General features: G+C 75.7%; 18 protein-coding genes and 4 pseudogenes. 6 read left to right on the forward strand and 16 right to left on the reverse strand.

Annotation, left to right across the window (positions count from 1 at the left end; genetic code table 11):
* Window positions 1–79: 79 nt before the first annotated feature.
* Window positions 80–1,051: an LLM class F420-dependent oxidoreductase gene (locus ACSU53_RS28570; RefSeq protein ID WP_437032375.1), complete on the reverse strand. Its 972-nt coding sequence runs from the start codon at window positions 1,049–1,051 to the stop codon at window positions 80–82.
* Window positions 1,052–1,122: 71 nt separating this feature from the next.
* On the opposite strand from ACSU53_RS28570, the gene ACSU53_RS28575 reads away from it, so the two are divergent.
* Entirely contained in the window at window positions 1,123–2,568 is a 1,446-nt protein-coding gene (locus ACSU53_RS28575; protein ID WP_437032377.1) for a serine hydrolase domain-containing protein, read from the forward strand.
* Between the two features lie 25 nt (window positions 2,569–2,593).
* On the opposite strand, the gene ACSU53_RS28580 is transcribed toward ACSU53_RS28575, so the two are convergent.
* The 9 genes and pseudogenes from ACSU53_RS28580 to ACSU53_RS28620 form a co-directional block, all read right to left on the reverse strand.
* Window positions 2,594–4,222 (reverse strand): serine/threonine-protein kinase, encoded by a 1,629-nt coding sequence (locus ACSU53_RS28580; RefSeq protein WP_437032379.1) that lies wholly within the window; start codon window positions 4,220–4,222, stop codon window positions 2,594–2,596.
* Between the two features lie 389 nt (window positions 4,223–4,611).
* On the reverse strand, window positions 4,612–5,571 hold the full coding sequence (locus ACSU53_RS28585; protein ID WP_437032381.1) for a threonine/serine dehydratase: 960 nt from the start codon (window positions 5,569–5,571) through the stop codon (window positions 4,612–4,614).
* A 221-nt stretch (window positions 5,572–5,792) separates the two neighbouring features.
* A complete protein-coding gene (locus ACSU53_RS28590; RefSeq protein WP_437032382.1) occupies window positions 5,793–6,470 on the reverse strand; it encodes an AIM24 family protein in 678 nt (225 codons plus the stop codon).
* 76 nt (window positions 6,471–6,546) lie between these two features.
* The gene (locus tag ACSU53_RS28595; RefSeq protein ID WP_437033463.1) at window positions 6,547–7,779 is read right to left on the reverse strand and encodes a serine hydrolase domain-containing protein; all 1,233 of its coding nucleotides are present in this window, start codon (window positions 7,777–7,779) and stop codon (window positions 6,547–6,549) included.
* Window positions 7,780–7,913: 134 nt separating this feature from the next.
* Window positions 7,914–10,910, reverse strand: a complete 2,997-nt coding sequence (locus ACSU53_RS28600) for a helix-turn-helix transcriptional regulator (RefSeq protein WP_437032384.1) — start codon at window positions 10,908–10,910, stop codon at window positions 7,914–7,916.
* Between the two features lie 60 nt (window positions 10,911–10,970).
* Complete coding sequence (locus tag ACSU53_RS28605; RefSeq protein WP_437032386.1) at window positions 10,971–11,321, reverse strand: UBP-type zinc finger domain-containing protein; 351 nt, start codon at window positions 11,319–11,321, stop codon at window positions 10,971–10,973.
* A 154-nt stretch (window positions 11,322–11,475) separates the two neighbouring features.
* Window positions 11,476–11,676: pseudogene (locus tag ACSU53_RS28610) on the reverse strand (histidine kinase); the annotation flags it as partial.
* A gap of 1 nt (window position 11,677) precedes the next feature.
* Window positions 11,678–12,025: pseudogene (locus ACSU53_RS28615) on the reverse strand (response regulator); the annotation flags it as partial.
* 103 nt (window positions 12,026–12,128) lie between these two features.
* Complete coding sequence (locus tag ACSU53_RS28620; protein ID WP_437032388.1) at window positions 12,129–12,503, reverse strand: VOC family protein; 375 nt, start codon at window positions 12,501–12,503, stop codon at window positions 12,129–12,131.
* Window positions 12,504–12,590: 87 nt separating this feature from the next.
* Here ACSU53_RS28620 and ACSU53_RS28625 point away from each other — a divergent pair, with 87 nt between their 5' ends.
* Window positions 12,591–13,463, forward strand: a complete 873-nt coding sequence (locus ACSU53_RS28625) for a universal stress protein (protein WP_437032390.1) — start codon at window positions 12,591–12,593, stop codon at window positions 13,461–13,463.
* A gap of 48 nt (window positions 13,464–13,511) precedes the next feature.
* On the opposite strand, the gene ACSU53_RS28630 is transcribed toward ACSU53_RS28625, so the two are convergent.
* From ACSU53_RS28630 to ACSU53_RS28640, 3 genes are all read right to left on the reverse strand, one after another.
* Window positions 13,512–14,771 carry a DUF4032 domain-containing protein gene (locus tag ACSU53_RS28630; protein ID WP_437032391.1) on the reverse strand — a complete coding sequence of 420 codons (1,260 nt, stop codon included), beginning with the start codon at window positions 14,769–14,771 and terminating at the stop codon, window positions 13,512–13,514.
* A gap of 277 nt (window positions 14,772–15,048) precedes the next feature.
* Complete coding sequence (locus ACSU53_RS28635; RefSeq protein WP_437032393.1) at window positions 15,049–16,293, reverse strand: acyltransferase family protein; 1,245 nt, start codon at window positions 16,291–16,293, stop codon at window positions 15,049–15,051.
* 78 nt (window positions 16,294–16,371) lie between these two features.
* Window positions 16,372–17,019: an alpha-ketoglutarate-dependent dioxygenase AlkB gene (locus tag ACSU53_RS28640; protein ID WP_437032394.1), complete on the reverse strand. Its 648-nt coding sequence runs from the start codon at window positions 17,017–17,019 to the stop codon at window positions 16,372–16,374.
* A 223-nt stretch (window positions 17,020–17,242) separates the two neighbouring features.
* Here ACSU53_RS28640 and ACSU53_RS28645 point away from each other — a divergent pair.
* Both ACSU53_RS28645 and ACSU53_RS28650 read left to right on the forward strand, forming a co-directional pair.
* Window positions 17,243–17,857, forward strand: a pseudogene (locus tag ACSU53_RS28645) (TetR/AcrR family transcriptional regulator); the annotation flags it as partial.
* 38 nt (window positions 17,858–17,895) lie between these two features.
* Entirely contained in the window at window positions 17,896–19,569 is a 1,674-nt protein-coding gene (locus tag ACSU53_RS28650; RefSeq protein ID WP_437032396.1) for an FAD-binding dehydrogenase, read from the forward strand.
* 49 nt (window positions 19,570–19,618) lie between these two features.
* Here the strand turns inward: ACSU53_RS28650 and ACSU53_RS28655 are convergent, their stop codons facing one another.
* On the reverse strand, window positions 19,619–19,969 hold the full coding sequence (locus tag ACSU53_RS28655) for a DUF488 domain-containing protein (RefSeq protein ID WP_437032397.1): 351 nt from the start codon (window positions 19,967–19,969) through the stop codon (window positions 19,619–19,621).
* A 190-nt stretch (window positions 19,970–20,159) separates the two neighbouring features.
* Here ACSU53_RS28655 and ACSU53_RS28660 point away from each other — a divergent pair, with 190 nt between their 5' ends.
* The gene (locus ACSU53_RS28660) at window positions 20,160–20,609 is read left to right on the forward strand and encodes a DUF6098 family protein (RefSeq protein ID WP_437032399.1); all 450 of its coding nucleotides are present in this window, start codon (window positions 20,160–20,162) and stop codon (window positions 20,607–20,609) included.
* A 30-nt stretch (window positions 20,610–20,639) separates the two neighbouring features.
* Here the strand turns inward: ACSU53_RS28660 and ACSU53_RS28665 are convergent, their stop codons facing one another.
* Complete coding sequence (locus ACSU53_RS28665; protein WP_437032401.1) at window positions 20,640–20,891, reverse strand: WhiB family transcriptional regulator; 252 nt, start codon at window positions 20,889–20,891, stop codon at window positions 20,640–20,642.
* 100 nt (window positions 20,892–20,991) lie between these two features.
* Window positions 20,992–22,212: a saccharopine dehydrogenase family protein gene (locus ACSU53_RS28670; RefSeq protein WP_437032403.1), complete on the reverse strand. Its 1,221-nt coding sequence runs from the start codon at window positions 22,210–22,212 to the stop codon at window positions 20,992–20,994.
* A gap of 165 nt (window positions 22,213–22,377) precedes the next feature.
* Here ACSU53_RS28670 and ACSU53_RS28675 point away from each other — a divergent pair.
* A pseudogene (locus tag ACSU53_RS28675) lies at window positions 22,378–23,085 on the forward strand (TetR/AcrR family transcriptional regulator); the annotation flags it as partial.
* Between the last annotated feature and the right edge of the window lie 36 nt (window positions 23,086–23,121).

A 23,121-nucleotide genomic window follows, 5' to 3' on the forward strand; every position in this document is an offset into this window, starting at 1 on the left:
TCTAGTACCCCGCATCCCGCCGGAATGCTCCATCGTCCGAGTGAATCCTCGCGGCGGGCCGCCCAGGCCCGGCGGCACCTCAGCCGAAGGCGTTCCGCAGCGCCGGGAGCAGCGTCTTCTCCGCCCAGTCCAGGTAGGCCGGCTGGGAGTCGCCGCCGATCTGCACCAGCGCGATCTCGGTGAACCCGGCCTCCGCGTAGGGGCGGACCGCCTCGACGAAGTCGTCCGGGTCGTCGCCGCACGGGATCGACGCGGCCACGTCGTCGGGCCGCACGAACTGCGTGGCGGCCTCGAAGGAGTCCGGGTGAGGGAGTTCGGAGTTCACCTTCCACCCGTTGCCGAACCAGCGGAACTCGGCATGCGCCCGCCGCACCGCCGCCTCCCGGTCGGCGTCGTGGCACACCGGCAGCTGCCCCACCCTCGGCTTGCCCGCGCCGCCGTGCCGGTCGAACGCGTCCAGCAGCCCGGCCTCCGGCTCCGTGGCGATCACCAGATCGGCGAGCCGCCCCGCGAGCGCGCAGGAGCGCTCCCCGGAGACCGCGATGCCGATCGGCGGCGGCTGGTCCGGCAGGTCCCACAGCCGGGCCGACTCCACGTCGAAGTGGGTGCCGCGGCGGTTGACGTGACCGCCCTCGAAGAGCGCGCGGATGATCTCCACCGCCTCCTCGAACATCTCGTGCCGCACGTCGACCGACGGCCAGCCGCCGCCCACCACGTGCTCGTTGAGGTTCTCGCCCGACCCGAGGCCCAGCCGGAACCGGCCCTCGGACAGCAGTTGCAGCGTCGCCGCCTTCTGGGCCACCACCGCGGGGTGGTAGCGGAACGTCGGACACGTCACGTACGTCATCAGCGGGATGCGGGAGGTGGCCTGGGCGGCGGCGCCCAGCACGCTCCAGGCGTACGGGGAGTGGCCCTGGGCCCGCAGCCACGGGAAGTAGTGGTCCGAGGTCACCGAGAAGTCGAAGCCCGCCTCCTCGGCCCGCACCACGTGATCGACCAGCTCCCGCGGCCCGGCCTGCTCGGTCATCATCGTGTATCCGATCTGCACCATGATGTCCGGGTCCCCGCCCGCGCCGGCCGGAAACGGTGGATCACCCGGCCCCGGCCGGGCAGGATCGCCGCATGAGCCGCACCAGTGCCGATCCGCTTCCCGCCTCCGCGCCCGCCGCCCAGGGCGTCGACGCCGCCGGTGTCCACGCCCTCCTCGACGCCCTGGAGGCCGCCGGGGACATCGAGCCGCACAGCCTCATGGTCCTGCGCCACGGCCGGGTGGTCGCCTCCGGCTGGTGGGCCCCGTACACATCGGGACGCCCGCACCTGCTGTACTCGCTCAGCAAGTCCTTCACCGTGACCGCCGCGGCCCTCGCCGAGGCGGAGGGCCTGCTCGACTTCGACGCGCCGGTGATCTCCTACTTCCCCCGGTTCGCGGCGGACGTCACCGACCCCCGCAGCCGCGCGATCCGGGTCCGGCACCTCGCCTCCATGGCTGGCGGCCACGCGCGCGACACCGTGGACGAGGCGTACGCCCGCGACCCCGCCGAACCCGTGCGCGGCTTCCTGCTGATCCCGCCCGACCGCGACCCGGGCACCCTCTTCGCCTACAACCAGCCCAGCACCTACACCCTGGGCGCCATCGTCCAGCAGGTGACCGGCCAGTCCCTCACCGGCTACCTGCGGCCCCGGCTGCTGGACCCGCTCGGCATCGGCCCGACCGGGTGGGTCCGGGACCGCACCGGACGCGAGATCGGCTTCAGCGGCCTGTACGCCCCCACCGAGGCCGTCGCCCGGCTGGGCGCCCTGTACCTCGCCGACGGCGTCCACGACGGACGGCGGCTGCTGCCCGAGGGGTGGGTGGCCCGCGCCTCGCGCCCGCACGTCCCGACGGCCGGTGCCCTGGGCGAGGACCGCCCGGACTGGGACCAGGGGTACGGCCACCACTTCTGGATCTCCCGGCACGGATACCGCGGGGACGGGGCCTACGGCCAGTTCTGCCTCGTGCTGCCCGAGCACCACGCCGTGATCGCCGCGACCTCGGCGACCGAACGCATGCAGGACTACCTGGACCTGGTCTGGCGGCACCTGCTGCCCGCCCTTCACCCGGCACCGCTCACCGGCCGGGACGCCGAGGACGCGGCGCTGCGCGACCGGCTCGCCCGGCTGTCCCTGCCCCCGGCCCCGGGCGGCCCGGTGCCGCCGGAGCGGGCCGCGGACTGGGCGGGCGCCGTGTTCACCCCGGACGGCGGCACCTGTGCCGACCAGCCCACGCTCACCGGGGCGGAGGTCACCGCCGCCCCGGACGGCGGCTGGACGCTCACCCTCACCGACCGCGGCGACCCCCTGCCGCTGCGGCTTCCGGACGCGGGCTGGACGGTCGCCGAGGAGCCCGTCCCGACCGCGGTCAGCGGCGGCTGGACCGGGCCCGCGACGCTGTCGGCGGACGTGCTGTTCCTGGAGACACCGCACCGCCTGCGCCTCACCTGCTCCCTGGCCGACCGCACGTTCACGGCCCGCTGGACGACCCGCCCCCTGCCCCCGGCCCGGCTGCGCAGACTGCGCCGTCCGGCCTGAGCGGCACGGCGCGCGGGACGCGGCGTCAGCCCGTGCCGGGGCGGAAGGTGCGCAGCACGGTGCCCAGCGCCTCCTGGCCGGCGGGCTCGTCCCAGTCCGCGGCCGGTGCCGTCCAGCGCAGCGAGAAACTGCGCCCGCCGCCGAGGAGGAACCCGCGGCCCAGGGTGCGCGTCCGCGTGCCGCCGGCGGTGGCGTACCACTCCATGTCGGCGGCGCTGCGGCCCTGGTAGGTCAGGGCCCGGATGGCGCCGATCCGCTCGTAGCCCGCGATGCGCTTCAGGCCCGGCTCCACGTCGTCCCGCCACACCGCGACCGGGTCCGGGCCGACCCGCTCGCTGTAGGTGACCGCCAGGGTCCGCGGATCGCCGTCGGCGCCGAACCGGGCGCGGTACGCCCCGTCGGCGCCCGGTGTGGTGGACAGCCGCTCCCAGCCGGCGGGCAGCGCGACGGAGAAGCCCTCCGGCGCGCGCAGCACCCGGAACCCCGGGGGCAGCCCGCCCGTGCCCGACGGGGACGGCTCGGCGGCGTCCGGCGGGGTGGCAGGCGCCGCCGTGTCCCGGCCCCCGCCCTCCGGGTTCCCGCCGGGCGACGGCGGGGCCGCCGGCGCCGACGGGGGAGCCGAGGTGGCCGCGGGCGGTGCGGCCGGGGGAGGGGCGGCGGACGGACCGCCGGGCGCCGCCTGCGTCGCGGCCAGCACGGCGACCGTCACGGTGAGGACGGCCAGGGCGGCGCCGAGGACCGCCGTCCGGCGGCTGACGTCCCGGCCCGTGCGGCGCACCACGGCGAAGCCGACGCCGCGCAGCCGCACCCGGCCGGCCTCCGCCGCCGGTCCCGCCCCGGGCTCCTCGCTGAGGACACGGGTGAGGGCCTCGCGCACCACCTGGCGGGTCAGCCGCTCCCGCGCGTCCTTGCGCAGCAGCCCCTGCACGACCCGGGTGAGGGGACCGGCCCGCACGGGGGAGCGCAGCGGCAGCCGGTCCACGCCCCGCAGCGTCGCCTCGTGCCGGCCCCGGTCCCGGAACGGCGGACGCCCCTCCACCATCGTGTACAGGAGCGCGCCCAGCGCCCACAGGTCGGCGGCCGGTCCGACGCGTTCGTCGCGGGCCTGCTCGGGCGAGGCGTACGACGGCGCGGTCAGCCGGGGCGCCGGGGTCGCGCCGGCGAGCCCGTACCCGGCGACGACGACCGGGCCGGTGTCCCGCACGAAGACCTGGCCGGGGCTGAGTTCGCCGTGCGTGATGCCCTGGGCGTGGGCGGCGTCCAGCACGTCGAGCAGTTCCAGGCCGATCCGGGCGGCCCGCACGGGGTTGAACGTGCCCTGCTCGGCGAGGAGCTGCCCGAGCGGGACGCCGTCGATCCACGCGGTGACCGTCCACAGCGAGCCGTCCTCGTCGAGGGCGTCCACCACGGTCGCCACCCGCCCCGGCGCCAGCCGGTCCACGCTCTCGGTCGTGCGCAGGACGCGGGACAGGGCCCGGCGCGCGGTGTCGTCGGAGGTGCCCTCGGGCAGTCCGGTCCGGGTGGCCAGGCAGGGGCGGCCCGACCGCGTGTCGTCGGCGTACCAGCAGACGCGGTTGGTCTCCCGGTGGAGGACCTCGACCAACCGGAACCGACCACCGACCGACTCGTGCGTGGAGACGTGCGCCCTGCCCATGGCCATCCCTCGTCCGACCGCTGTTTCCGCCTTGGGCACAGGTACGGACAACGGAGCCCGATCGGTTCAACGAAAACGCGGCCGAATTCCGGCGCCGGGTATTTCCCGGCCCCATGCGAAAACCGTGGTGTACGCAGGTATCGGCGGGGCCCCGGACCCGGGCCGTGCGGGGCTCACCTGGCACGCTGTGCCGTCTCCCGGGCGGCCCCGCCCCTTTTTCCTGCGTCGGTGAAAGCATTCCTCCCGGCTTACCTGGCGTAACCCGCGGTAAAGGCGCGAGGGGGCCAGGAAAGGCACCGGGACGCCGGGCGCACCGGAATGCGCGGGGACGCCGGCGGGACCCGGCGGCGGCCCGACGGACCCGACCGGTCCGGCCGCCGCCGGCGGGGTCAGCGCAGTCCGAAGCGGCCGGCCCAGGCCGCCATGTCGGCGGTGGTCGCGTTGCCGCCGCAGACCACCAGGGCGAGCCGCGCGCCGTCACCGGCCCGCTCCCGCACCTGACGGGCCGCGGGCAGCAGACAGCCGGCGGCCGGCTCCGTCCACACCTTGGCGTGCTCCGCCAGGTCGAGCGACCCGCGCACCGCCTCCCGGTCCGGCACCACCAGCACCTCGGTGACCAGCTCGGCGACGTGCTCGTACGTCAGCGCGGACACGCTCGGGGCGCTCAGCGTGGAGACGATCGAGGACAGCGCGACCGGCACCGGACCGCCCGCCGCCAGCGCCTCGGACATGGCCTGCGCGCCCTCGGTCTCCACGCCCCAGACCCGCACGCCCGGCCGCCGGGCCCGCAGGGCGGCCGCCACGCCGGAGATCAGTCCGCCGCCCCCGATGCTCACCAGGACGTCGGTGACGTCGTCGGCGTCCTCGGCCAGCTCCAGCCCCACCGTGCCCTGCCCGGCGATCACCTCGGGGTCGTCGAACGGATGGACCAGGGTCAGTCCCTTCTCCCGGAGCCGGGCCGTCAGCGCGAAGGCACCGTCCATGTCGTCGGTGAGCCGCACCGACGCCCCGGCGGACTCGGCGATCTCCACGGCACGCGCCGGAGCCGAACGCGGCATCACCACCGTCGCCTTCACGTCCAGGGCCGAGGCCATGACAGCGAGCGCGATGCCGTGGTTGCCGCCGCTGACCGCCACCACCCCGGCGGCCCGCTCGGCCTCCCCGAGCGCCAGCAGCCTGGAGGCCGCGCCCCGGGCCTTGAACGAACCGGTGCGCTGCAGCAGTTCCAGCTTCGCCGTGACCGGGACGCCCAGCAGGGCCGACAGTCCGGGGCTGGGCACGGTCGGCGTCCGCACCACGTGCCCGGCGATCCGTTCGGCCGCCGCCTCGATCCGCGAGATCCCGATCATCTGGGTCACCTTTCCCGCGCGGGGGTCGTGATCCGCGCCACGACGCACCCTCACCCCGGCGCGCGGCCCGGGTCAACCGGGGCGGCACCGGGCGCCGCGTGCCTCCCCGGCCGCCGGGGAGGCCGGGGCGGCACGGGCGCCGGGAGCGCCGGACCGGTGCCGCCGGGCACCGGCCGCGGGCCGTGGGCCGTGGGGTGCCGCCCCCTCCTGCCCCGGATCCCTCAGTGCTGCTGCGGCTTGTGCGGCGTCGCCTCGCTGGGCCGCACCACGACGTACCCCTCGCCCTGGAGCGCCAGTTGCACCGCCTCGCCCGAACCGCCGCGGAGCATCGACCCCAGCGACTGCGACCGGTTCAGCGAGGTGGTCAGCCCCGCCGTCCACCCCACCACGGCGTCCGTGTCGACGTAGACCGGCTGCTGCGGCGAGACCGGGATGACCAGCGGGTTGCCGTCGCACACCAGACCCAGCCGGCCGTGCCCGGTGAACACGCTGTTGAACAGGCCGCCGCCGGTGATGCCGGCGCCCTTCACCGTGCTGATGCGGTACGACAGGGTGGCGTCGAAGCACAGGACGTTGCGGCCGTTGACGGTGAACTCGTCACCGGGCTCGACGTCGACGATGAAGCAGTTCTGCGCCTCCTGCGCGAACCACGCCTCGCCCTGCCCGCGCACCGCCATCAGCGGCAGCCCCTCACCGGTCACGGCGCGCTTGAGCATGCCGCCCACGCCCTGGCCCTTGCGTTCGAACTGCAGGCTGCCGCGGTAGGCGACCATCGCACCCTGCCGGGCCAGCATCTCCCCGTCGACCGCGTACCGGATGCACTTCGCGTTCTCGACGGTCATGCCCGGGGCCGTAGCGGGCTGCACCATGTGCCGGCTGGAAAAGAGATCACCCTTCATGGCGTCATCCTCACCCGGACGCACGCCCTCCGCCAAGATCGTGGGCGGGGCACCTCGCGCGCGGGGCCGCCCGCCCTCAGCGGCGGGCCACGTCCGGCGCCACGTCCTCGTGCACCGGCGCGGCCGGCGCCGCGTTGCGGGCGGCCGTGCGTCCGCAGAACGCGGCGTCCAGCGTGCGCAGCATCGTGCCCATCACCTTCGCGTTGTTCGACGTGGTGGCGAGCGCCGTGAGGGAACGCCGGCCGTCCGCCGACGTGAACGCGTAGGAGTAGTAGCCCTGCACGGCGCCGGTGTGCCCGTACACCGAGACCCCGCAGGACAGGTCGCGGCGCCGCAGCCCCAGCCCGTACGCCTGGCCGGTGCCCGCCGGCACCCAGCGCCGCATCTCCCGCAGGGCCGCCGCCGAGACCAGCCGCCCCGACATCAGCGCCGTGAGGAAGGTGTTGACGTCCCGCGTGGTGGAGATGACGGCGCCCGCGCTCTGCGCCCAGGACACCGTCTGCTCGGTGGCGTCGACGAGTGCCCCGCCCGCCGCGTCCGGGGTCAGGTAGCCGCGGGTGTGGCGGCCCGGGAGCGCGGTGCCGGGATGCACGTAGAACGTGTCCCGCAGCCCCAGCGGTCCGGTGATCCGCTCCCGGTAGGCGGTCGCCAGGGACCGGCCCGTCAGGGTGCGGACGAGCATCCCCGCGACGACGAAGTTGGTGTTCGAGTAGCGGTAGGCGCCGCCCGGCGCCGTGGTCGGCGGATGCTGCAGCGACCTGCGCACCAGCGCCCGCAGCGTGAAGACCGTGGTGCGGACCGCCTCGAAGCCGGGCACCGTCCGGGCGAACATGTCGTTGGTGTAGTCGTACAACCCGCTGCGGTGGCTCAGGACGTGACGCACCGTGATGCGGTCGTCCGGAAGCAGCCCCGGCAGGTGCCGGTTGACGGGGGAGTCCAGCTCCAGCCGTCCCTCGTCGACCAGTTGCAGCAGCACCACGGCGGTCAGCACCTTGGTGACGCTGCCGATGCGGAAGCGGTCGGCGTCGGCGAGGGCCCGCCCCGTCGCGCGGTCCGCCACCCCGGTGGCCGCCCGCAGGACCGTGCCGTGGTCGTCGATGCGTGCCATCGCCCCCGGCGCGCCCTGCGTCCGCGCCGTGCGCAGGAGCTTCTCGACCCCGGCCAGGTCGGGCGCGTCGAGCGCCGGTGCGGAGGCGGGAGACGGGGCCGGGACCGCCCGGGGGGCGTGCGCCGGGACCGCCCCGGCGGCGTGCGCCGGAACCGCCAGGAGGGACAGGGCGGCCACCGCCGCCACCGCACCCGAACGCATCGTCGCTGTCGAGACCATCCGCCGCCGCTCCGCTTCTGCCGCACCGTCAACCGGGCCCGGTCGGCGCGCAGTCGGCACAGGGGCGCTGGCGTCGCCGGTCGCCACAGTATGGCGACGGAAAGCGGAGGAAACGGTCAGGCGGACGTGGGGCGGCGGGGCGTGTCGGCCACCCGGTCCGCCCCCTCGGACTCCGGGACGACCAGGCCCTCCCGGTACGCGATCGCCACGGCCTCCGTACGGCCGCCCGCGCCCAGTTTGGCGAGGATGTTCGACACGTGGACGCTCGCCGTCTTGCCGCTGATGAACAGCTCCTCACCGATCTGCCGGTTGCTGCGCCCCCGGGCGAGCAGCCGCAGCACCTCCCGCTCGCGCGCGGTGAGCACACCCCCGCGTCCCCCCGCACCGGACGGACCGCCGAGCCCGCCGCGCGCCGCCAGCGCCTCGGCCCGCTCCCGCAGCGGTGCGGCGCCCAGCCGGCCCGCGGCCTCGCACACGGCACGGATCGCGGCCGCCGCCTCCTCCCGCCGCCCGGCGGCCAGCAGGGCCTCGGCGTACCGCAGCCGGGACCGCTCCCGCTCGTAGACGTCCCCGTAGCCGAACGCGGCCACGGCCCGTTCCCACGGAGCGGTCTCGGGCCCGGACACCGCCCGGCGCCACTCGGCCTCCGCGCGCGCCAGCCACGCCTGGCCCTCGCTGCCCTGCGCCATCCCGTCCTCGCTGTGCGCGGCCGACGACCGCGCCCGCGCCACCAGGTCGTCCGCGGTCCCGGCCCAGCGGCGGGCACCGGCCTCGTCACCGGCCGCCCGCCGCCCGGCCGCCGCGTCGGCGACCGCCGCCAGCGCGAGCGCCGCCAGCCGCACCGTGACGTCCGGGACCGTGCCCGACGCGTCCGTGAGCGCCGTGAGCGTGCCGCGCATGGTGCGCACGGCCTCCTCCGCGTCGCCCCGCAGCGCGGCCGCGTCGGTCAGCAGGATTCCCGCGACCAGCGTCGCCATCCAGTCGAACGGCTCGTCCGGCGTGGGCCGGACCCGCTCCACGACCGAGAAGTCGCCCCGCGCCAGCGCCACGTACAGCGCGGGCGCGACCGCGTACCCGCCCAGCGGGGGAAGCACCCGCGCATCGGCCTCCGCCGCCCGCACGCACTCGTCCCAGCGGCCCGTCGCGTACAGCACCAGCAGCCGCAGGTAGCGCATCGCCAGCGGGTACGGAGACGCCAGCAGCCCGGCCCTGCGGGCCCGGTCCAGCCCCTCGGTCAGCGACGGCAGACACGCCTCCAGCTCACCGGCCTCGTAGGCGCCCATGGCCAGGTTGTACAGCGCCCGCAGCTCCACCGCCGCGTTGCCGGCCTCCCGCGCCAGCTCCCTCGCCCGCGTCAGCCGCCGGCGCCCCTCGGGGGTGTGGCGGCTGAACTGCTCCAGGCCGACCACCGAGATCAGCAGGTCGGCCTGCGCGTCGGCCATGCCCAGCCGTTCGGCCGCCGCCAGCGCCCGGCGGCCCACCGACAGAGCCGTACCGGTCTCCCCGACCTGCCGCGCGGTCATCACGTGCGTGGCCGCCGCCCACACCCAGGTCGGCGAGGCCGGCTCCTCGGGGATCATCGCCAGCGCCTCGCTGCTGTGCGCGAACGCCGCCGTCAGGCTGTCGACCCGCAGCAGGTTCCCGGCCAGCGTGTACCGCACCCGGGCGGCGAGCTCCAGGTCGGCATCCCGCCCGAGGTCCGCCAGCGCGGACCGGGTGAGGGCGACCGCGCGGTGCAGTTCACCGGCGTGCGCGGCCGCGGCCGACGCCCGCAGGGTCAGCGCCACCGGGTCGGCCGCCGTGCCCTCGGGCAGGCCCTCCGGGCCCACCCCGGGCCACAGGTCCAGGGCGGCCTCCAGGTGCCGCAGCTCCTCGGCGGGCGCGCCGAGCCGCCGGGCGTGGTCGGCGGCCTCCAGGGACGCGGCGAGCGCCCGCGCCGGGTCGTGACTCTCCCGGTGGTGGTGCGCCCGCTCCGCCGCCGTCTCCCCGCGCGGTCCGCGCCCGGCCAGCAGCCGGGCGAACGCCCCGTGCAGCCGTGCCCGTTCGCCGGGGAGCAGGTCCGCGTAGACCGCCTCCCGGGCCAGGGCGTGCCGGAAGGAGTACGTGCCGCCCTCCCCGGCGACCAGCAGCTGCCGTCCGACGGCCTCCCGCAGGGCAGCCTCCAGCTCGTCCTCGGGCAGCCCGACCGCCTCGCGCAGCACCTCGTGGTGGACCCGGCGTCCGGCGACGGCCGCGGTGCGCAGCACCTGCTGCGCGGTCTCCGACAGCTGCTCGACCCGGATCATCAGGACGTCGGCGAGGCCGCTGGGCACCCCGCCGGCGGGCGTGCCGGCGGCGGCCACCAGTTCCTCGGCGTAGAAGGCGTTGCCCTCCGCGCGCTCCACGATCCGGCGGACGGTGGCGTCCGGCAGGGGCCGCGCCTCCAGCGCCCGCACCAGCCGGGTCACGTCCGCGTCCGGCAGCGGACGCAGCTCCAGCCGTTCCACCACGGGCAGCCGCACCAGCTCCGCCAGCACCGGCCGCAGCGGATGCCGCCGGTGCAGGTCGTCCGCCCGGTACGAGGCACAGACCGCCAGCCGGGGCGCGGACGCCCCCACCGCGGGGCGCTGCAGCACCCCCCGGCCCAGCAGGAAGCGCAGCAGGTCGCGCGAGGACTGGTCGGCCCAGTGCAGGTCCTCCAGCACCAGCAGCAGCGGCGCCACCTCCGCGGCCTCGGCCAGCAGCTCCGCCACGCCCTCGAACAGCCGCAGCCGGCCGTCCGCGTCCCGCTCCGCGCCGGTGCCGCCGCCCAGCAGCGGGCCGACCGCCGGGCGGGCGCCGACGACGGCCGCGAACCGCTCGTCGGCGGCCAGCCGCCCCAGCACCTCCGTGAACGGCAGGTACGGCAGGCCCACGTCGCCCAGGTCCACGCAGTGGCCGGTGACCACCGTCATCCCGTCCGCGGCGGCCCGTACGGCGACCTCGTCCAGCAGCCGGGTCTTGCCCACCCCGGCGTCCCCGGCGAGCAGCACGGCACGCGCCTGACCGCGCCGGGCACCCTCCAGCACCCCGGCGAGACGGGCGAGTTCGTCGTCCCGGCCGACGAGCGGGCCGGCGAAGGAGCTCTGTGACACGCACCCATCCTGGCACGGGCGCGCCGGCCCCCGGACCGGCGAGGAGCCGGGCCGGGCAGCTCAGCGGTGCAGCCGGGCCGCCCAGTCCGCGGGCACCCGGCCCGCCGGTCCGGGGGTGGGCTGCGCCGCCGGGTGGCTGGGCGGCGGTGCGAGGGCCGGGCCGGACTCGTACAGCCGGCCGGTGCGGTAGTCGAAGAACCAGTCCTCGTCCGGCTCGTAGCTGTGCACCAGGGGGTGGCCGCTGACCCGGAAGTGCGCCGTGGCGTGCTGCCCGGGCGAGCTGTCGCAGCAGCCGACGTGCCCGCACGCGGCGCACCGGCGCAGGTGGAACCACCAGCCGCCGGTGGCCTCGCAGTCGGCGCATCCGGGACCGCTGGGCGGCACGGAGGGGTCGATGGGGGTGCTGGTCATGCCTGCTCCTCGGGGGTGTCGTCGCCGGGGGAGGGGGCGGTGAGCGGCAGCCGCACCCGGAAGCGGGTGTCGCCGGGCTCGGAGCCGAACCGCAGGGTGCCGTGGTGCTTGCCCACCACGATCCGCCACGAGATGTCGAGCCCGAGCCCGGTGCCATCCGGCGCACCCGCTCGCGCAGCGTCGCGGTGGCCCGCACGGCCGCCGCGGCCGGGTTGTTGAGCTCGTGCGTCAGACCCGTCGACAACGAGCCCGGCGCCAGCAGCCGTTCGCGCTGTCCGACGGCCCGCTGGGTGCTCCTCGACCCGAAGAACAGGCCCTCCAGCAGGTGGACCGCCATCGGGAACCACTCCCGCACGGTAGTGGTCGAGGCCGACCACGTCGATCGCGTCGATCGCCGCGCCGGTGTCGGCGTACGCCGTCAGCAGCACCCGGCGCGCGCCCGGGTGGATGTCGAGGGCCTGCTCCAGGAACTCGATGCCGTTCATCCGCGGCATCCGGTGGTCGGCGAGGAGCACGGCCACCGGATCACCGCGCGGCTTCAGTTCGCGCAGCGCGTCCAGGGCGGCCTCGCCCGACTCGGCCCGCACGATCCGGTACGCGGGGCCGTAGCGCCGCCTGAGGTCCCGCGCCACGGCACGGGACACTCCCGGATCGTCGTCCACGGTCATGATGACGGTGCGCGCCGCGTCGGTGACCTGTGCCATGGGTCCCCCACATCGCGTGGTCGGGTCCGGCACGGCGGACCCCGCTGCGACGTCGGTCACCGCGCCGACTCAGCCCATCGTAGGGGCCCGCGTGCGGGTCCGCTCAGCCTGCGCCGGGCGCCGGGCCGCGGCGGGGCGCGAGCACGCAGAACTCGTTGCCCTCGGGGTCGGCGAGCACCACCCAGGGCTCCTCGCCGCTCTGGCCGACGTCGGCGTGCCGGGCGCCCAGGGCGAGCAGCCGGGCCACCTCCGCGTCCCGGTCGTCCGGCCGGAAGTCCAGGTGGAGGCGGTTCTTCACCGTCTTGCGGCCCGGGTCCGAGCCGAACAGCAGCCCCGGCAGCCGGTCCGGTGCCGGACGGATCTCCAGCTCGTCGGCCGACTCGTCCACCACCACCCAGCCGAGAGCCTCGGCCCACCAGCGCCCGAGGGCGTGCGGGTCGGCCGCGTCCACCACCACCTGCTCCCACCGCAGAACCATCCGCACAGCGTAGGGAAGACTGGACCCGCGCGGGGGACGGACCGGCCCGCCGCGTACAGACCGACCGGAGAACCAGGGAGGGGCCGCATGACGCGCCCGATCACGGCAGGGGTGGACGGAACCGGGGAGAGCCTCGCCGCACTCAACTGGGCGGCGCGCGAAGCGATCCGCCGTGGGCTGCCCCTGCGGGTGGTGCACGCCTGGCGGTTCCAGGCGTACGACACGGTCGACGCGGGGGACGCCGCCACCCAGGAGCAGTGGGTGCGCGACTCCGTGGCGGAGGCCGTGCGCGAGGTCACCGGGCGGCACCCCGGTCTCGAGGTGAGCGGCGACGCCCTGGAGGGGGACGCCGTGGAGACCCTGGTCGAGGTGGCCGCGGACGCGGAGATGCTGGTGCTGGGCTCGCGCGGGCACGGGCGCATCATGGGCTTCCTGGTCGGCTCCGTCGGCCAGCAGGTCATCGTCGACGCGCCGAGCCCGGTCGTGCTGGTCCGGGCCGAGGACCGGCCCTCGGCCGAGGTCGCCGGACGCGAGATCGTCGTCGGCCAGCAGGGCGACCCCCAGGACAGCGCCGCCGCGCTGGACTTCGCCTTCCGCACCGCCGCCGCGCGCGGCGCCACGGTGCGGGCCGTGCGGGCCTGGACGCTGCCCCCGGTGTTCGCCTACAGCCCCGGCGCGCTGCGGCTGATGGACGAGGCGGGCGGGCTGGAGCCGTACGAGCGGCAGGCGCTGGCGGCGGCGCTCGCTCCGTGGCGCGAGCGCCACCCGGACGTGCAGGTCGTCGAGCACGTGGAGATGGGCAGCGCCGGGCAGGTGCTGCTGTCGGTGGCCGGCAGCGCCCAGCTGATGGTCGTCGGCCGGCGCGCCCGGCGCACCGCCGTCGGCGCCCGCATCGGTTCGGTCGCGCACGGCGTGCTGCACCACGCGGACTGCCCGGTGGCCGTGGTGCCCCAGGGCTGAGGGACGTCGGGAGCGGGCCCGTCCGGCCCGCTCCCGGCCGCCCGGCACTCAGTCCCCGGCAGGTCCCGGCACCGACCGGGTCCTGGGCAGGATGTTCTCGATGTAGTCGGCGACCGCCGTGTCCAGGCCGATGTCGTGCTGGGCCCGCTCCGACAGGTACCAGCGGTGCTCCAGGAGCTCGTGGTAGATCTCCGCCGGGTCCATCCCGCCCCGCAGCTCCGGCGGGACGGCCCGCACGGTGGGCCGGAAGACCTCACGCACCCAGCGGTGGGCGAGGACCTCGGTGCGGGCGCCGCCGCCGTTGGACCGCTCCCCGCCCGGCGCGCCGTCCTCCGGGGCGTAGTCGTCCTGGGTCGCCATCCAGCTCTCCAGGTCGCTCAGCAGCCGCCGCGCCTGGTTCTCCTCGGCGTCGAGCCCGGTCAGGCGCAGCAGCTGACGCGGATGGTGCCCGGCGTCGACCACCTTGGGCACGAAGGTCACGGAGTCGCCGAGCGGGGAGTGCTCGATCTGCATCTCCGCGACGTCGAACCCGAGCGCGTTCAGCCGCCGGATGCGGCGTTCGATGTAGTGGTACTTGCCCGCCGGGTACACCGAGGTGCGGGTCAGCTCCTGCCACAGGCCCTCGTAGCGGGCGCAGATCTCCGAGCCGAACTCGACCGGGTCGACGGAGGGGTGCAGCGCCCCGGACGCCTCCAGGTCCATCAGCTCGCCGCTGATGTTGACCCGGGCGAGCTCCAGGTCGTAGTCGCGCTGCCCGTGGGTCAGCTCCGGGTGCAGGTCGCCGGTCTCCGCGTCGACGAGGTAGGCGGCGTAGGCGCCCGCGTCCCGCCGGAACAGGGTGTTGGACAGCGAGCAGTCGCCCCACGCGAACCCGGCGAGGTGCAGCCGCACCAGGAGCACGGCCAGGGCGTCCATCAGCCGGTGCATGGTCGCCGGGCGCAGGGTCGTCTCGAACAGCGACCGGTACGGCAGCGAGCCGGCCAGGTGCCGGGTGACCAGGACGCTCTCCAGCGGCTCCCCGGCGGCGTCGGTGCGGCCGGTGACCACCGCGAGCGGATCCACCGCCGGGATGTCGATCCGGTCCAGGTCGCGCAGCAGCCCGTACTCGCGCTGGGCGGGACGCTCGGCCAGCTCCTTGACCGCGACCACCTCGTCGCCGGCCCGGGCGTAGCGCACCACGTGCCGGGAGATGCCGCGCGGCAGCGGCACCAGGTACTCCTCGGGCCACTCCTCCAGGGGGAGGTGCCACGGCAGTTCCAGCAGCAGCGCGGGGTGCTCCGGGTTGGTGGCGTTGATCTGCAGGGCCATGGGTCGCGGGTCGTCCTCTCGCGGTGGTCGTGCTGCCAGCCTATGGGGCCTGCTCGCGGGCGTTCGGGGGCGCGGCGCGCACCGGCCCGCGGGGTACGGGCCCGGGCCCGGGCAGCAGGCCGCCGTCCAAGGACCGCCGGGGCGTCGGCGGGGGCCACCGCGGCGGCACGGTCGTGGTCGAACATACCCGGCGGCGCACCTGGGCCCGCCACCCGTCCGGCGGGGCGGTGCCGGCCGGCGCCCGCCCCGGAGGCGACGCGGCGCCGGGGAGAGCGGGTCAGGGCGCCGGGGTGCGGGCGGGCGGTCCGGGGGAGGGGGGACGCATTCCGAACAGGAACCGGGTGGCGCGGCTGCGGCGCACCCCGGCCTCGTACACCACGAGGATCACCGCCAGCGAGCCGGTCACGATGACCGCGTACTCGACGGCGATCGGCGCCCGCCATCCGGTCACGCCGTAGGCGAGGGCGACCACCACCGGCTGGTGCAGGACGTACAGGGGGAGGGCGGCGACGGCGAGGTACCGCAGGAGGGCGGCCCGGCGGGAGGCGGTGGCGGGCCGCCCGCCCTCCGGCGGGTCGGCCGGGGAGCCGCCGGGCCGTGCGCGGCGCCGGTCCAGCAGCCCCAGGAGGGCCAGCACCCAGCACCAGCCCGCGGCTCCGAACAGGGCCCGGGTGGTCACGGCGGACGGTGTCCACGCGGTGAACGGGTCGTTCCCCGCGATGAACCCGGGTGCCGTCCCGGCGAACAGCGCCAGACCGAGCAGCCCGGCCGGCACCCGCACCCGGCGGGTCGCGTCCCGGACCCGGACGTCGTCGGCGAGGGCGAAGCCGTACAGGAGGAACAGCAGGTAGGCCCAGCGGTTCCAGCCCGCGAAGCCCTCCTCCATGCCCAGCAGCGCGTTGACCGCGGCCAGTGGCAGCGCGGGCAGCAGGAGCAGCGCGGGCCGGCGCCGCAGCGCGGGCACCGCGCGGTCGGCCGCGCCCGCGAGCCGGCCGGCGCCGGGGGCGAGCAGCAGGCTGAAGGTGAGCAGCAGGACGACGAACCACAGGTGCCCGGTCTCGAAGTGCTCCCCGTCCAGGACGAACGGGAAGTCCGCGAGGTCCGGGCGCACGCCGAGGAACCGGGGCCAGAAGGCCCAGTACGACGTGTCGTCACCGGGTTCGGCGGCGCGCAGCCGCAGCCACTGGGGGAGGGGACAGAGCACGACGGTGCCGAAGACCAGGGGGACGCCGAGGCGCAGCAGGCGTTCGCGGGCGAACCCCCGCGGCCCGCGGCGGCGGATGGAGTGCCGCGCGCCCAGCCCCGCGACGAGGAAGAGCATGGGCATGGCCCACACCACGCCGAAACCGGCGAGCACGGTCACGGCGCCGGTGGTCTCGGCGTTCTTGACGTAGAAGTCGTCGTCGGGGGAGAAGACCAGGGCGGCGTGGAAGAAGACCAGGCCGACGACCACGAGGGCCCGCAGCACGTCCAGTTCGCCGCGCCGTCCGGTGCCGTCCGGCCGCCCGGGATCCGCGCCCATGGTCCCTCCCCGTACGGTGTGCGGCCCAGTGTGGGGGAGCGCGACGGGGGAGGACAGGCTTCCGGTGCGCCCCGCGGGTCAGTTGACCCCGCGCGGGCGGAACTGGACGCTGATGCGCGGCCCGGTGGCGCGGGTGCTCTTGGGCACGGCGTGCTCGAAGGTGCGCTGGCAGGAGCCGCCCATCACGATCAGGTCGCCGTGCCCGAGCGGGCGGCGCACCGTCCGGCCGCCGCCGACCGGCCGCAGCAGCAGGTCGCGGGGCGTGCCCACGGAGAGGATCGCCACCATGGTGTCCTCCCGGGCGCCCCGCCCGATGCGGTCGCCGTGCCAGGCGACGCTGTCCCGGCCGTCGCGGTAGTAGCAGAGCCCGGCGGTGGCGAACGGCTCGCCCAGCTCGTCGGCGTAGTGCCGCCCGAGGGCGTCCCGCGCCTCGTCCAGCACGGGGTGCGGCAGCGGGTCGCCGGCGCCGTAGGAGGACAGCAGCCGCGGCACGTCCACGGTCCGGTCGTACATCCGGCGGCGCTCGGCCCGCCAGGGCACCTCGGCGGCCAGCCGCCCGAACAGCGCATCGGATCCGTGGAGCCAGCCGGGCAGCACGTCGATCCAGGCGCCGTGTCCCAGGGGCGTGCGGCGCACCCCGTCGAGGGGGCCGAGCCGCACCTCGTCCGTCTGGTCGAAGAGCGATCCCTGGAGTGCCCGGAGCGCTTCGGGGTGGTGCGTGGTCATGGCTCCAGCGTACGCCGAATCGAAAAGGCGTTCTAGTCGAGGAGGTGTTCGTTCCGGAGCGCGGGCCCGGACCGCCGCAGAAGCCGGGGGCGCGCGGGCCTTCGGATATACGGCCGCAGACGCACGGCCGTATCGGATGCACGGCGGTATCGGATGCACGGCGGTATCGGATGCACGGCTGTATCGGATACGTTCTCGTATCGAACGGCGGGGAGGAGGGGGCATGCCACCACCAGGCGCGGACGGCCGCGTCACCGGACGCCGCGCGCGCACCCGCGCCGGCCTCCTCACCGCCGCCTTCGCGGTGTTCGCCGACAAGGGCTTCGGACGGGTCTCCATCGAGGAGATCTGCACGGCCGCCGGGTACACCAGGGGCGCCTTCTACTCCAACTTCGCCACCCTGGACGAGCTGTTCTTCGCGCTCTACCGCGAGCGGGCCGGCCTCCTCGCCGACCAGGTCGCCGAGGCCCTCGCCCAGGACGGACCCGCCCTCGACGTCACGGCCGCCGTCGACCGGGTCACCGAGGTGCTGCTGCTCGACCGGGACTGGCTGCTGGTGAAGACCGACTTCCTGGTGCACGCCGCCCGCCGTCCCGACGTGGCGCGCGGCCTGCTGGAGCACCGGGACCGGCTGCGCCGGGCCATCGCGGACCGGCTCCGGCGCGCCGGCACGCCGCTGCCCGCCGTGCTCGGCGACGCCGACGGTGCCGCGCACGCCGTGGTCGCCGCCTACGACGGCGTCACCACCCGGCTGCTGCTGGACCGGGACACGACGGGTGCCCGCGCCTTGCTGGGACAACTGCTGACCGCGCTGCTCACCGACGGCAGCGCCGAGCCGGCCGCGCAGCGGCCCGGACCAAGGAAGGGACGGTCGCCATGGACGCCGACGTCATCGTCGTCGGAGCAGGACTCGCGGGCCTCGTCGCGGCCCACGAACTGACCAGCAGGGGGCGCAGGGTCGCCCTCGTCGACCAGGAGAACGCCGCCAACCTCGGCGGACAGGCCTTCTGGTCCTTCGGCGGGCTGTTCCTGGTCGACTCGCCCGAACAGCGGCGCCTGCGCATCAAGGACTCCTTCGACCTCGCCTGGAGCGACTGGCGGGGCAGCGCGGGCTTCGACCGGCTCGACGACGAGGACAGCTGGGCGGTCCGCTGGGCACGGTCGTACGTCGAGTGGGCGGCGGGCGAGAAGCGGTCCTGGCTGAACGGCCACGGCATCACGTTCCTGCCCACCGTGGGGTGGGCCGAGCGCGGCGACCTGCGCGCCGACGGCCACGGCAACACCGTGCCCCGCTTCCACATCGCCTGGGGCACCGGCACCGGTGTCGTCGACCCCTTCGTCCGCTCCGCCCGGCAGGCCGCGCGCGACGGGCTGCTCACCTTCCACCACCGCCACCGCGTCGACGACCTGGTCATGACGGACGGCCGGGCCCACGGCGTGCGCGGCACCGTGCTGGCACCCGACGACGCGCCCCGGGGCGTCGCCTCCAGCCGTGAGGCGGCCGGTGAGTTCGAACTCACCGCCCAGGCCGTGATCGTCACCAGCGGAGGCATAGGCGCCGACCACGACATCGTGCGCCGGTACTGGCCCGAGCGGCTCGGCACCCCGCCCCGCGAGATGGTCACCGGCGTCCCCGCCTACGTCGACGGGCGGATGCTCGACATCAGCGCCCGGGCGGGCGCCCGGCTGGTCAACCGGGACCGCATGTGGCACTACACCGAGGGCGTGCGGAACTGGGACCCCGTCTGGCCGGGTCACGGGATCCGCATCCTGCCCGGACCCTCCTCGATGTGGTTCGACGCACTCGGCCGCCGGCTGCCCGCGCCCTGCCTGCCCGGCTACGACACCCTGAGCACGCTCCGGCACCTGCGCACCACCGAGGACATCGCCGGGTACGACCACTCCTGGTTCGTGCTCACCCAGAAGATCATCGAGAAGGAGTTCGCGCTGTCGGGCTCCGAACAGAACCCGGACATCACGGCCAAGGACCGCGCCGCCTTCCTGCGCGAACGGGTGCTGGGCAAGGGCGCTCCCGGGCCGGTCGACGCCTTCCTGCGCCGGGGCGCCGACTTCGTCTCCGCGCCGACCGTGGAGCAGCTGGTGGAGAAGATGAACGCGCTCACCCACGAGCCGCTGCTCGATGCCGCCGACATCCGCCGGCAGATCGAGGTCAGGGACCTGCAGATCGCGCACGCCTACGCCAAGGACGCCCAGGTGCAGGGCATCCGCAACGCCCGCCGCTACCTCGGTGACCGCCTCGGCCGGGTGGCGTCCCCGCACCGCATCCTCGACCCGTCGGCGGGGCCGCTGATCGGCGTCAAGCTGCACGTCCTGACCCGCAAGACCCTCGGCGGCATCCAGACCGACCTCGACTCCCGCGCCCTCGGCGCGGACGGCCGCCCCGTCGACGGCCTGTACGCGGCCGGCGAGGTCGCCGGCTTCGGCGGGGGCGGGGTGCACGGGTACAACGCCCTGGAGGGCACGTTCCTCGGCGGCTGCCTCTTCTCGGGACGGGCCGCGGGACGGGCCGCCGCCGACGGCACCGCCTGAGTGACGGGGAGCGGGCCGGGGAGCGCACGGCCCCGGCCCGCCTCCGCGATCAGTCCTCCAACAGCCGCCGCAGGACCTCGGCGTGACTGCGCTCCGGCCACTTCGACGCCGTCAGCAGCGTCACGTCGCCCTCCCGCGCCGACCGCCGCAGCCCGTCGAGGAGCCCGGCGGCCCCCGGCGCGGCCAGCTCCGCCTCGTACCGCGCCCGGAACTCCCCGTACGGCCGCTCCTCGGCGTGGTACCAGCGGCGCAGCTCCGTCGACGGGGTGAGGTCCTTGGGCCACTCGTCCACCCGGGCCGCGTCCTTGGCCAGCCCCCGCGGCCACAGCCGGTCGACGAGGACCCGGAGTCCGTCCTCCGGCTGTGGCGGTTCGTAGACCCGGCGCACCCGCACGGTCATGCTCGGACCCCTTTCCGGTCGGGTCAGGTGTTCCGCGAGCGTACTGCCGTGCCCGGTGGCGGGCACGGCGGCGGGCGCCCGTCGCCTCCGTGGCGGTCGGCTGGTTCGTGCGCCAGACGGGCCGGTTCCCGTCCCTGTCGAGCGGGTACCTGTTCCGCCGATCGCGTCCGCCGGGCCGGAAGGAGGCCGTATGAGCACCTGGGACGACCTGCCGGTCGTGCGCTCGCTCGACGGTCTCGTCCGGCTCGTGGAGCGCGACCGCCGGCTGTACGTCCGGTGGTCCCGGGGCCCGGCGGCCGACCTGCGGGCCGCGTCCAGCGTCGACGACCTGACGGGGGTGGCCATGCCGGGTCTGTCGGCCAACCCCCTGGACGTCGAAGGCTGGTGGCGGGACCGGCCGGTGCGCCTGTGGGTCGCCCGCAGGCTGTACGACTACGCGCACCTGCCGCACGACAAGGGCCCGGGGGTGCGCTGCTGGATCCTCACCGGCCGGGAGGTCGGCCGCGGGCCCGACAACGAGCCGCTGGTGGCCGACATCCGTCCGCTGTGCCGGATCGCCGACCGCGTCATCGAGGAGGCGAGGCGCGAAGTGGCCCGCCAGGATCACCCCTGGGGGCCACTGCGCCGGACCGGACGCTGAGCGGGCCGGCCCTCCCGGACCGCTTCCCGGTCAGCCGGACGTCCGCCGCGCCGCCGCGCGCCGCTTCAGGGCGCGCCGCTCGTTCTCGCTCGTGCCGCCCCACACGCCGATGGACTGACCGGTCTCCAGGGCCCAGTCCAGGCACTGCTGCTGGACGGGGCAGCGCCGGCACACCGCCTTGGCCTGCTCCGTCTGCAGCAGGGCCGGGCCGGACGTGCCGATCGGGAAGAACAGGTCGGGGTCCTCGGTCCGGCAGGCCGCGCGATTCCGCCAGTTGTCCATCGAAAGTCACCTGCGATCGCAGTAGATCCGCACCATGGGATGCCTTACTCCTTTTCGGGTGACCTGTCGATACCGGGCGAAACCGCGGCGGCGGTCACGCTCACTGCTCCCGCAGACCCCAGGGGGAGCCGTAGTCGTTCAGCAGGTCCAGGAACGGCCGGGCCGGGAACGCCTCCGGGCCGAGCACCCCGCTCCCCGACCAGGCGCCGGTGGCGAGGAGTTCGAGGGCGACGACCGGGTTGACCGCGGTCTGCCACACCACCGCCTGACAGCCGTACTCCGCCATGGACCACTGGTTGTCGACGACGTGGTAGAGGTACACCTCGCGCGGCTTCCCGTCCCGGACCCCCCGCACCCAGGTCCCGGCGCACGTCTTGCCGTGCATCCGCTCGCCCAGGGTCGCGGGGTCGGGCAGGCAGGCGGCCACCACGTCCCGCGGCGAGACCGCCACCGGCCCGCCGGGGCCCGGCACGGTCACCGGCTCGGTGCTGTCCAGGCCCAGCAGGTGCAGGGTCCGGAGGGTGTCGATGAACTCGCGGCCCAGGCCGTACTTGAAGGTCACCCGGCCGGTGTCGATCCAGCGGGGGACGAGGAGAACCTCCTCGTGCTCGACGTTCACGCATTCCACCGGTCCGATGCCCTCGGGGAAGTCGAACACCTCGGGCTCGCTGAACGGTTCGGTGGTGTACCAGCCGCGGCCGGCCTCGTGCACGACGGGCGGGTTGAGGCACTCCTCGATGGTGGTCCAGATGTTGAAGGACGGGGCGAAGTCGTAACCGTCCACGGTGAGGTTCGAACCGTCCCGGATCCCGATCTCGTCGATCCGGTCGAAGAGTTCGTCGGCCGCGTACCGGGCGAAGACGTCCGACAGGCCCGGTTCCACCCCCATGCCGACGAGAGCGAGCGCGTCCGCCCGCTCCCAGTCCGCCGCCAGGGCGAACTGCTCGTCGCCCAGCTTGACCCCGCATTCCTCGTACGGCCGTTCGGGATGCGGCCGGGACAGCGACATCGCCATGTCGACATAGGTGGCCCGGGCGTCCAGCGCGGCACGGAACAGCGGCATCACGAACCGCGGGTCGGTGGCGTTGAGCAGCACGTCGCACGCGTGCTCCCGCAGCAGGGCCGCCACCTGCGCCTGGTCGCCGGCGTCGACCCGCTCGGCGCGGAACCGGCCGCCCCGCTCGCCGAGCGCGGCCACGGCGGCCTGTGCGCGGGCCGGGTCGTAGTCGGCGACCACCATCCGTTCGAAGAACGGCCGCCGGGCCGCCACCCGGGTGATGGCGGTCCCCACCCCGCCCGCTCCCACCAGTAGTACGCGCATGACGAACACTCCCTTTCCGTGACGTATCAGGACGATACGAGGAGCTCCTGTGGGGCAGATACAACGCCTCGCGGCGACGTAAGGTCAATCGTGTTGGCATAAGGGCCGCGCGCGGGGCGCCGGCCCGTGGGGCACGTCCGGTGCCGGGCGGCGGGAGGAGCGGAGATGGCCAAGCGGGTGGTTCCGGAGGAGAAGCGGCGGCGCCGCCGGCCGACCAGGAGCGGGCGGGTGCTGTCCGAGGCGCTGATCGTCGACACCGCGCTGCGCCTGCTGCGCGAGCACGGCAGCACCGGCCTGACGGCCCGGCGGCTCGGCCTCGCGCTGGACTGCGATCCGAGCACGCTGTACCGGTACTTCCGCGGCATGGACGACCTGACGCTCGCCCTCGGGGACGCGCTCGTCGGCCGCGCGCTGAGCGGCTGGCGGCCGACGGGCCGGTGGCGGGCCGACCTGCGCGCCGTCGGGCTGCGCATCCACGCGGCCTACGTCTCCCACCCGCAGGCCGCGGTGCTCACCGCCAGCCGGGTCTCAGGCCGCGCCAACGAACTCGCCGCCGACGAGGCCGTGCTGGACATCCTGCGCTCGGCGGGCTTCTCCCGGGAGGAGACGGTCCGCGTCTACCACGCGTTCATCGACACCACCCTGGGCTTCGCCGCCCTGGACGCCGCGTCCCTGGCCCTGCCCGGTGACGCCCGGCGCGCCGACGAGGACATGTGGCAGTCGACCTACGCCCGGCTGTCGGCCGCCACCCACCCCCGCATCGCCGAGGTGGCCCCGCTGCTGGCGGCCCGCATGGTCACCAGCGCGTATCCGACGGCGCTGGACATGCTGCTGGACAGCGCGGCCGGCCGCCTGCGCGCCGCCGGCACACCGGACGCCGGGGGCACGCCGGCGGAACGACCGGACGGC

Origin of the sequence: Streptomyces sp. enrichment culture (assembly GCF_964273255.1) — a bacterium.
Taxonomy (GTDB): Bacteria; Actinomycetota; Actinomycetes; order Streptomycetales; family Streptomycetaceae; genus Streptomyces.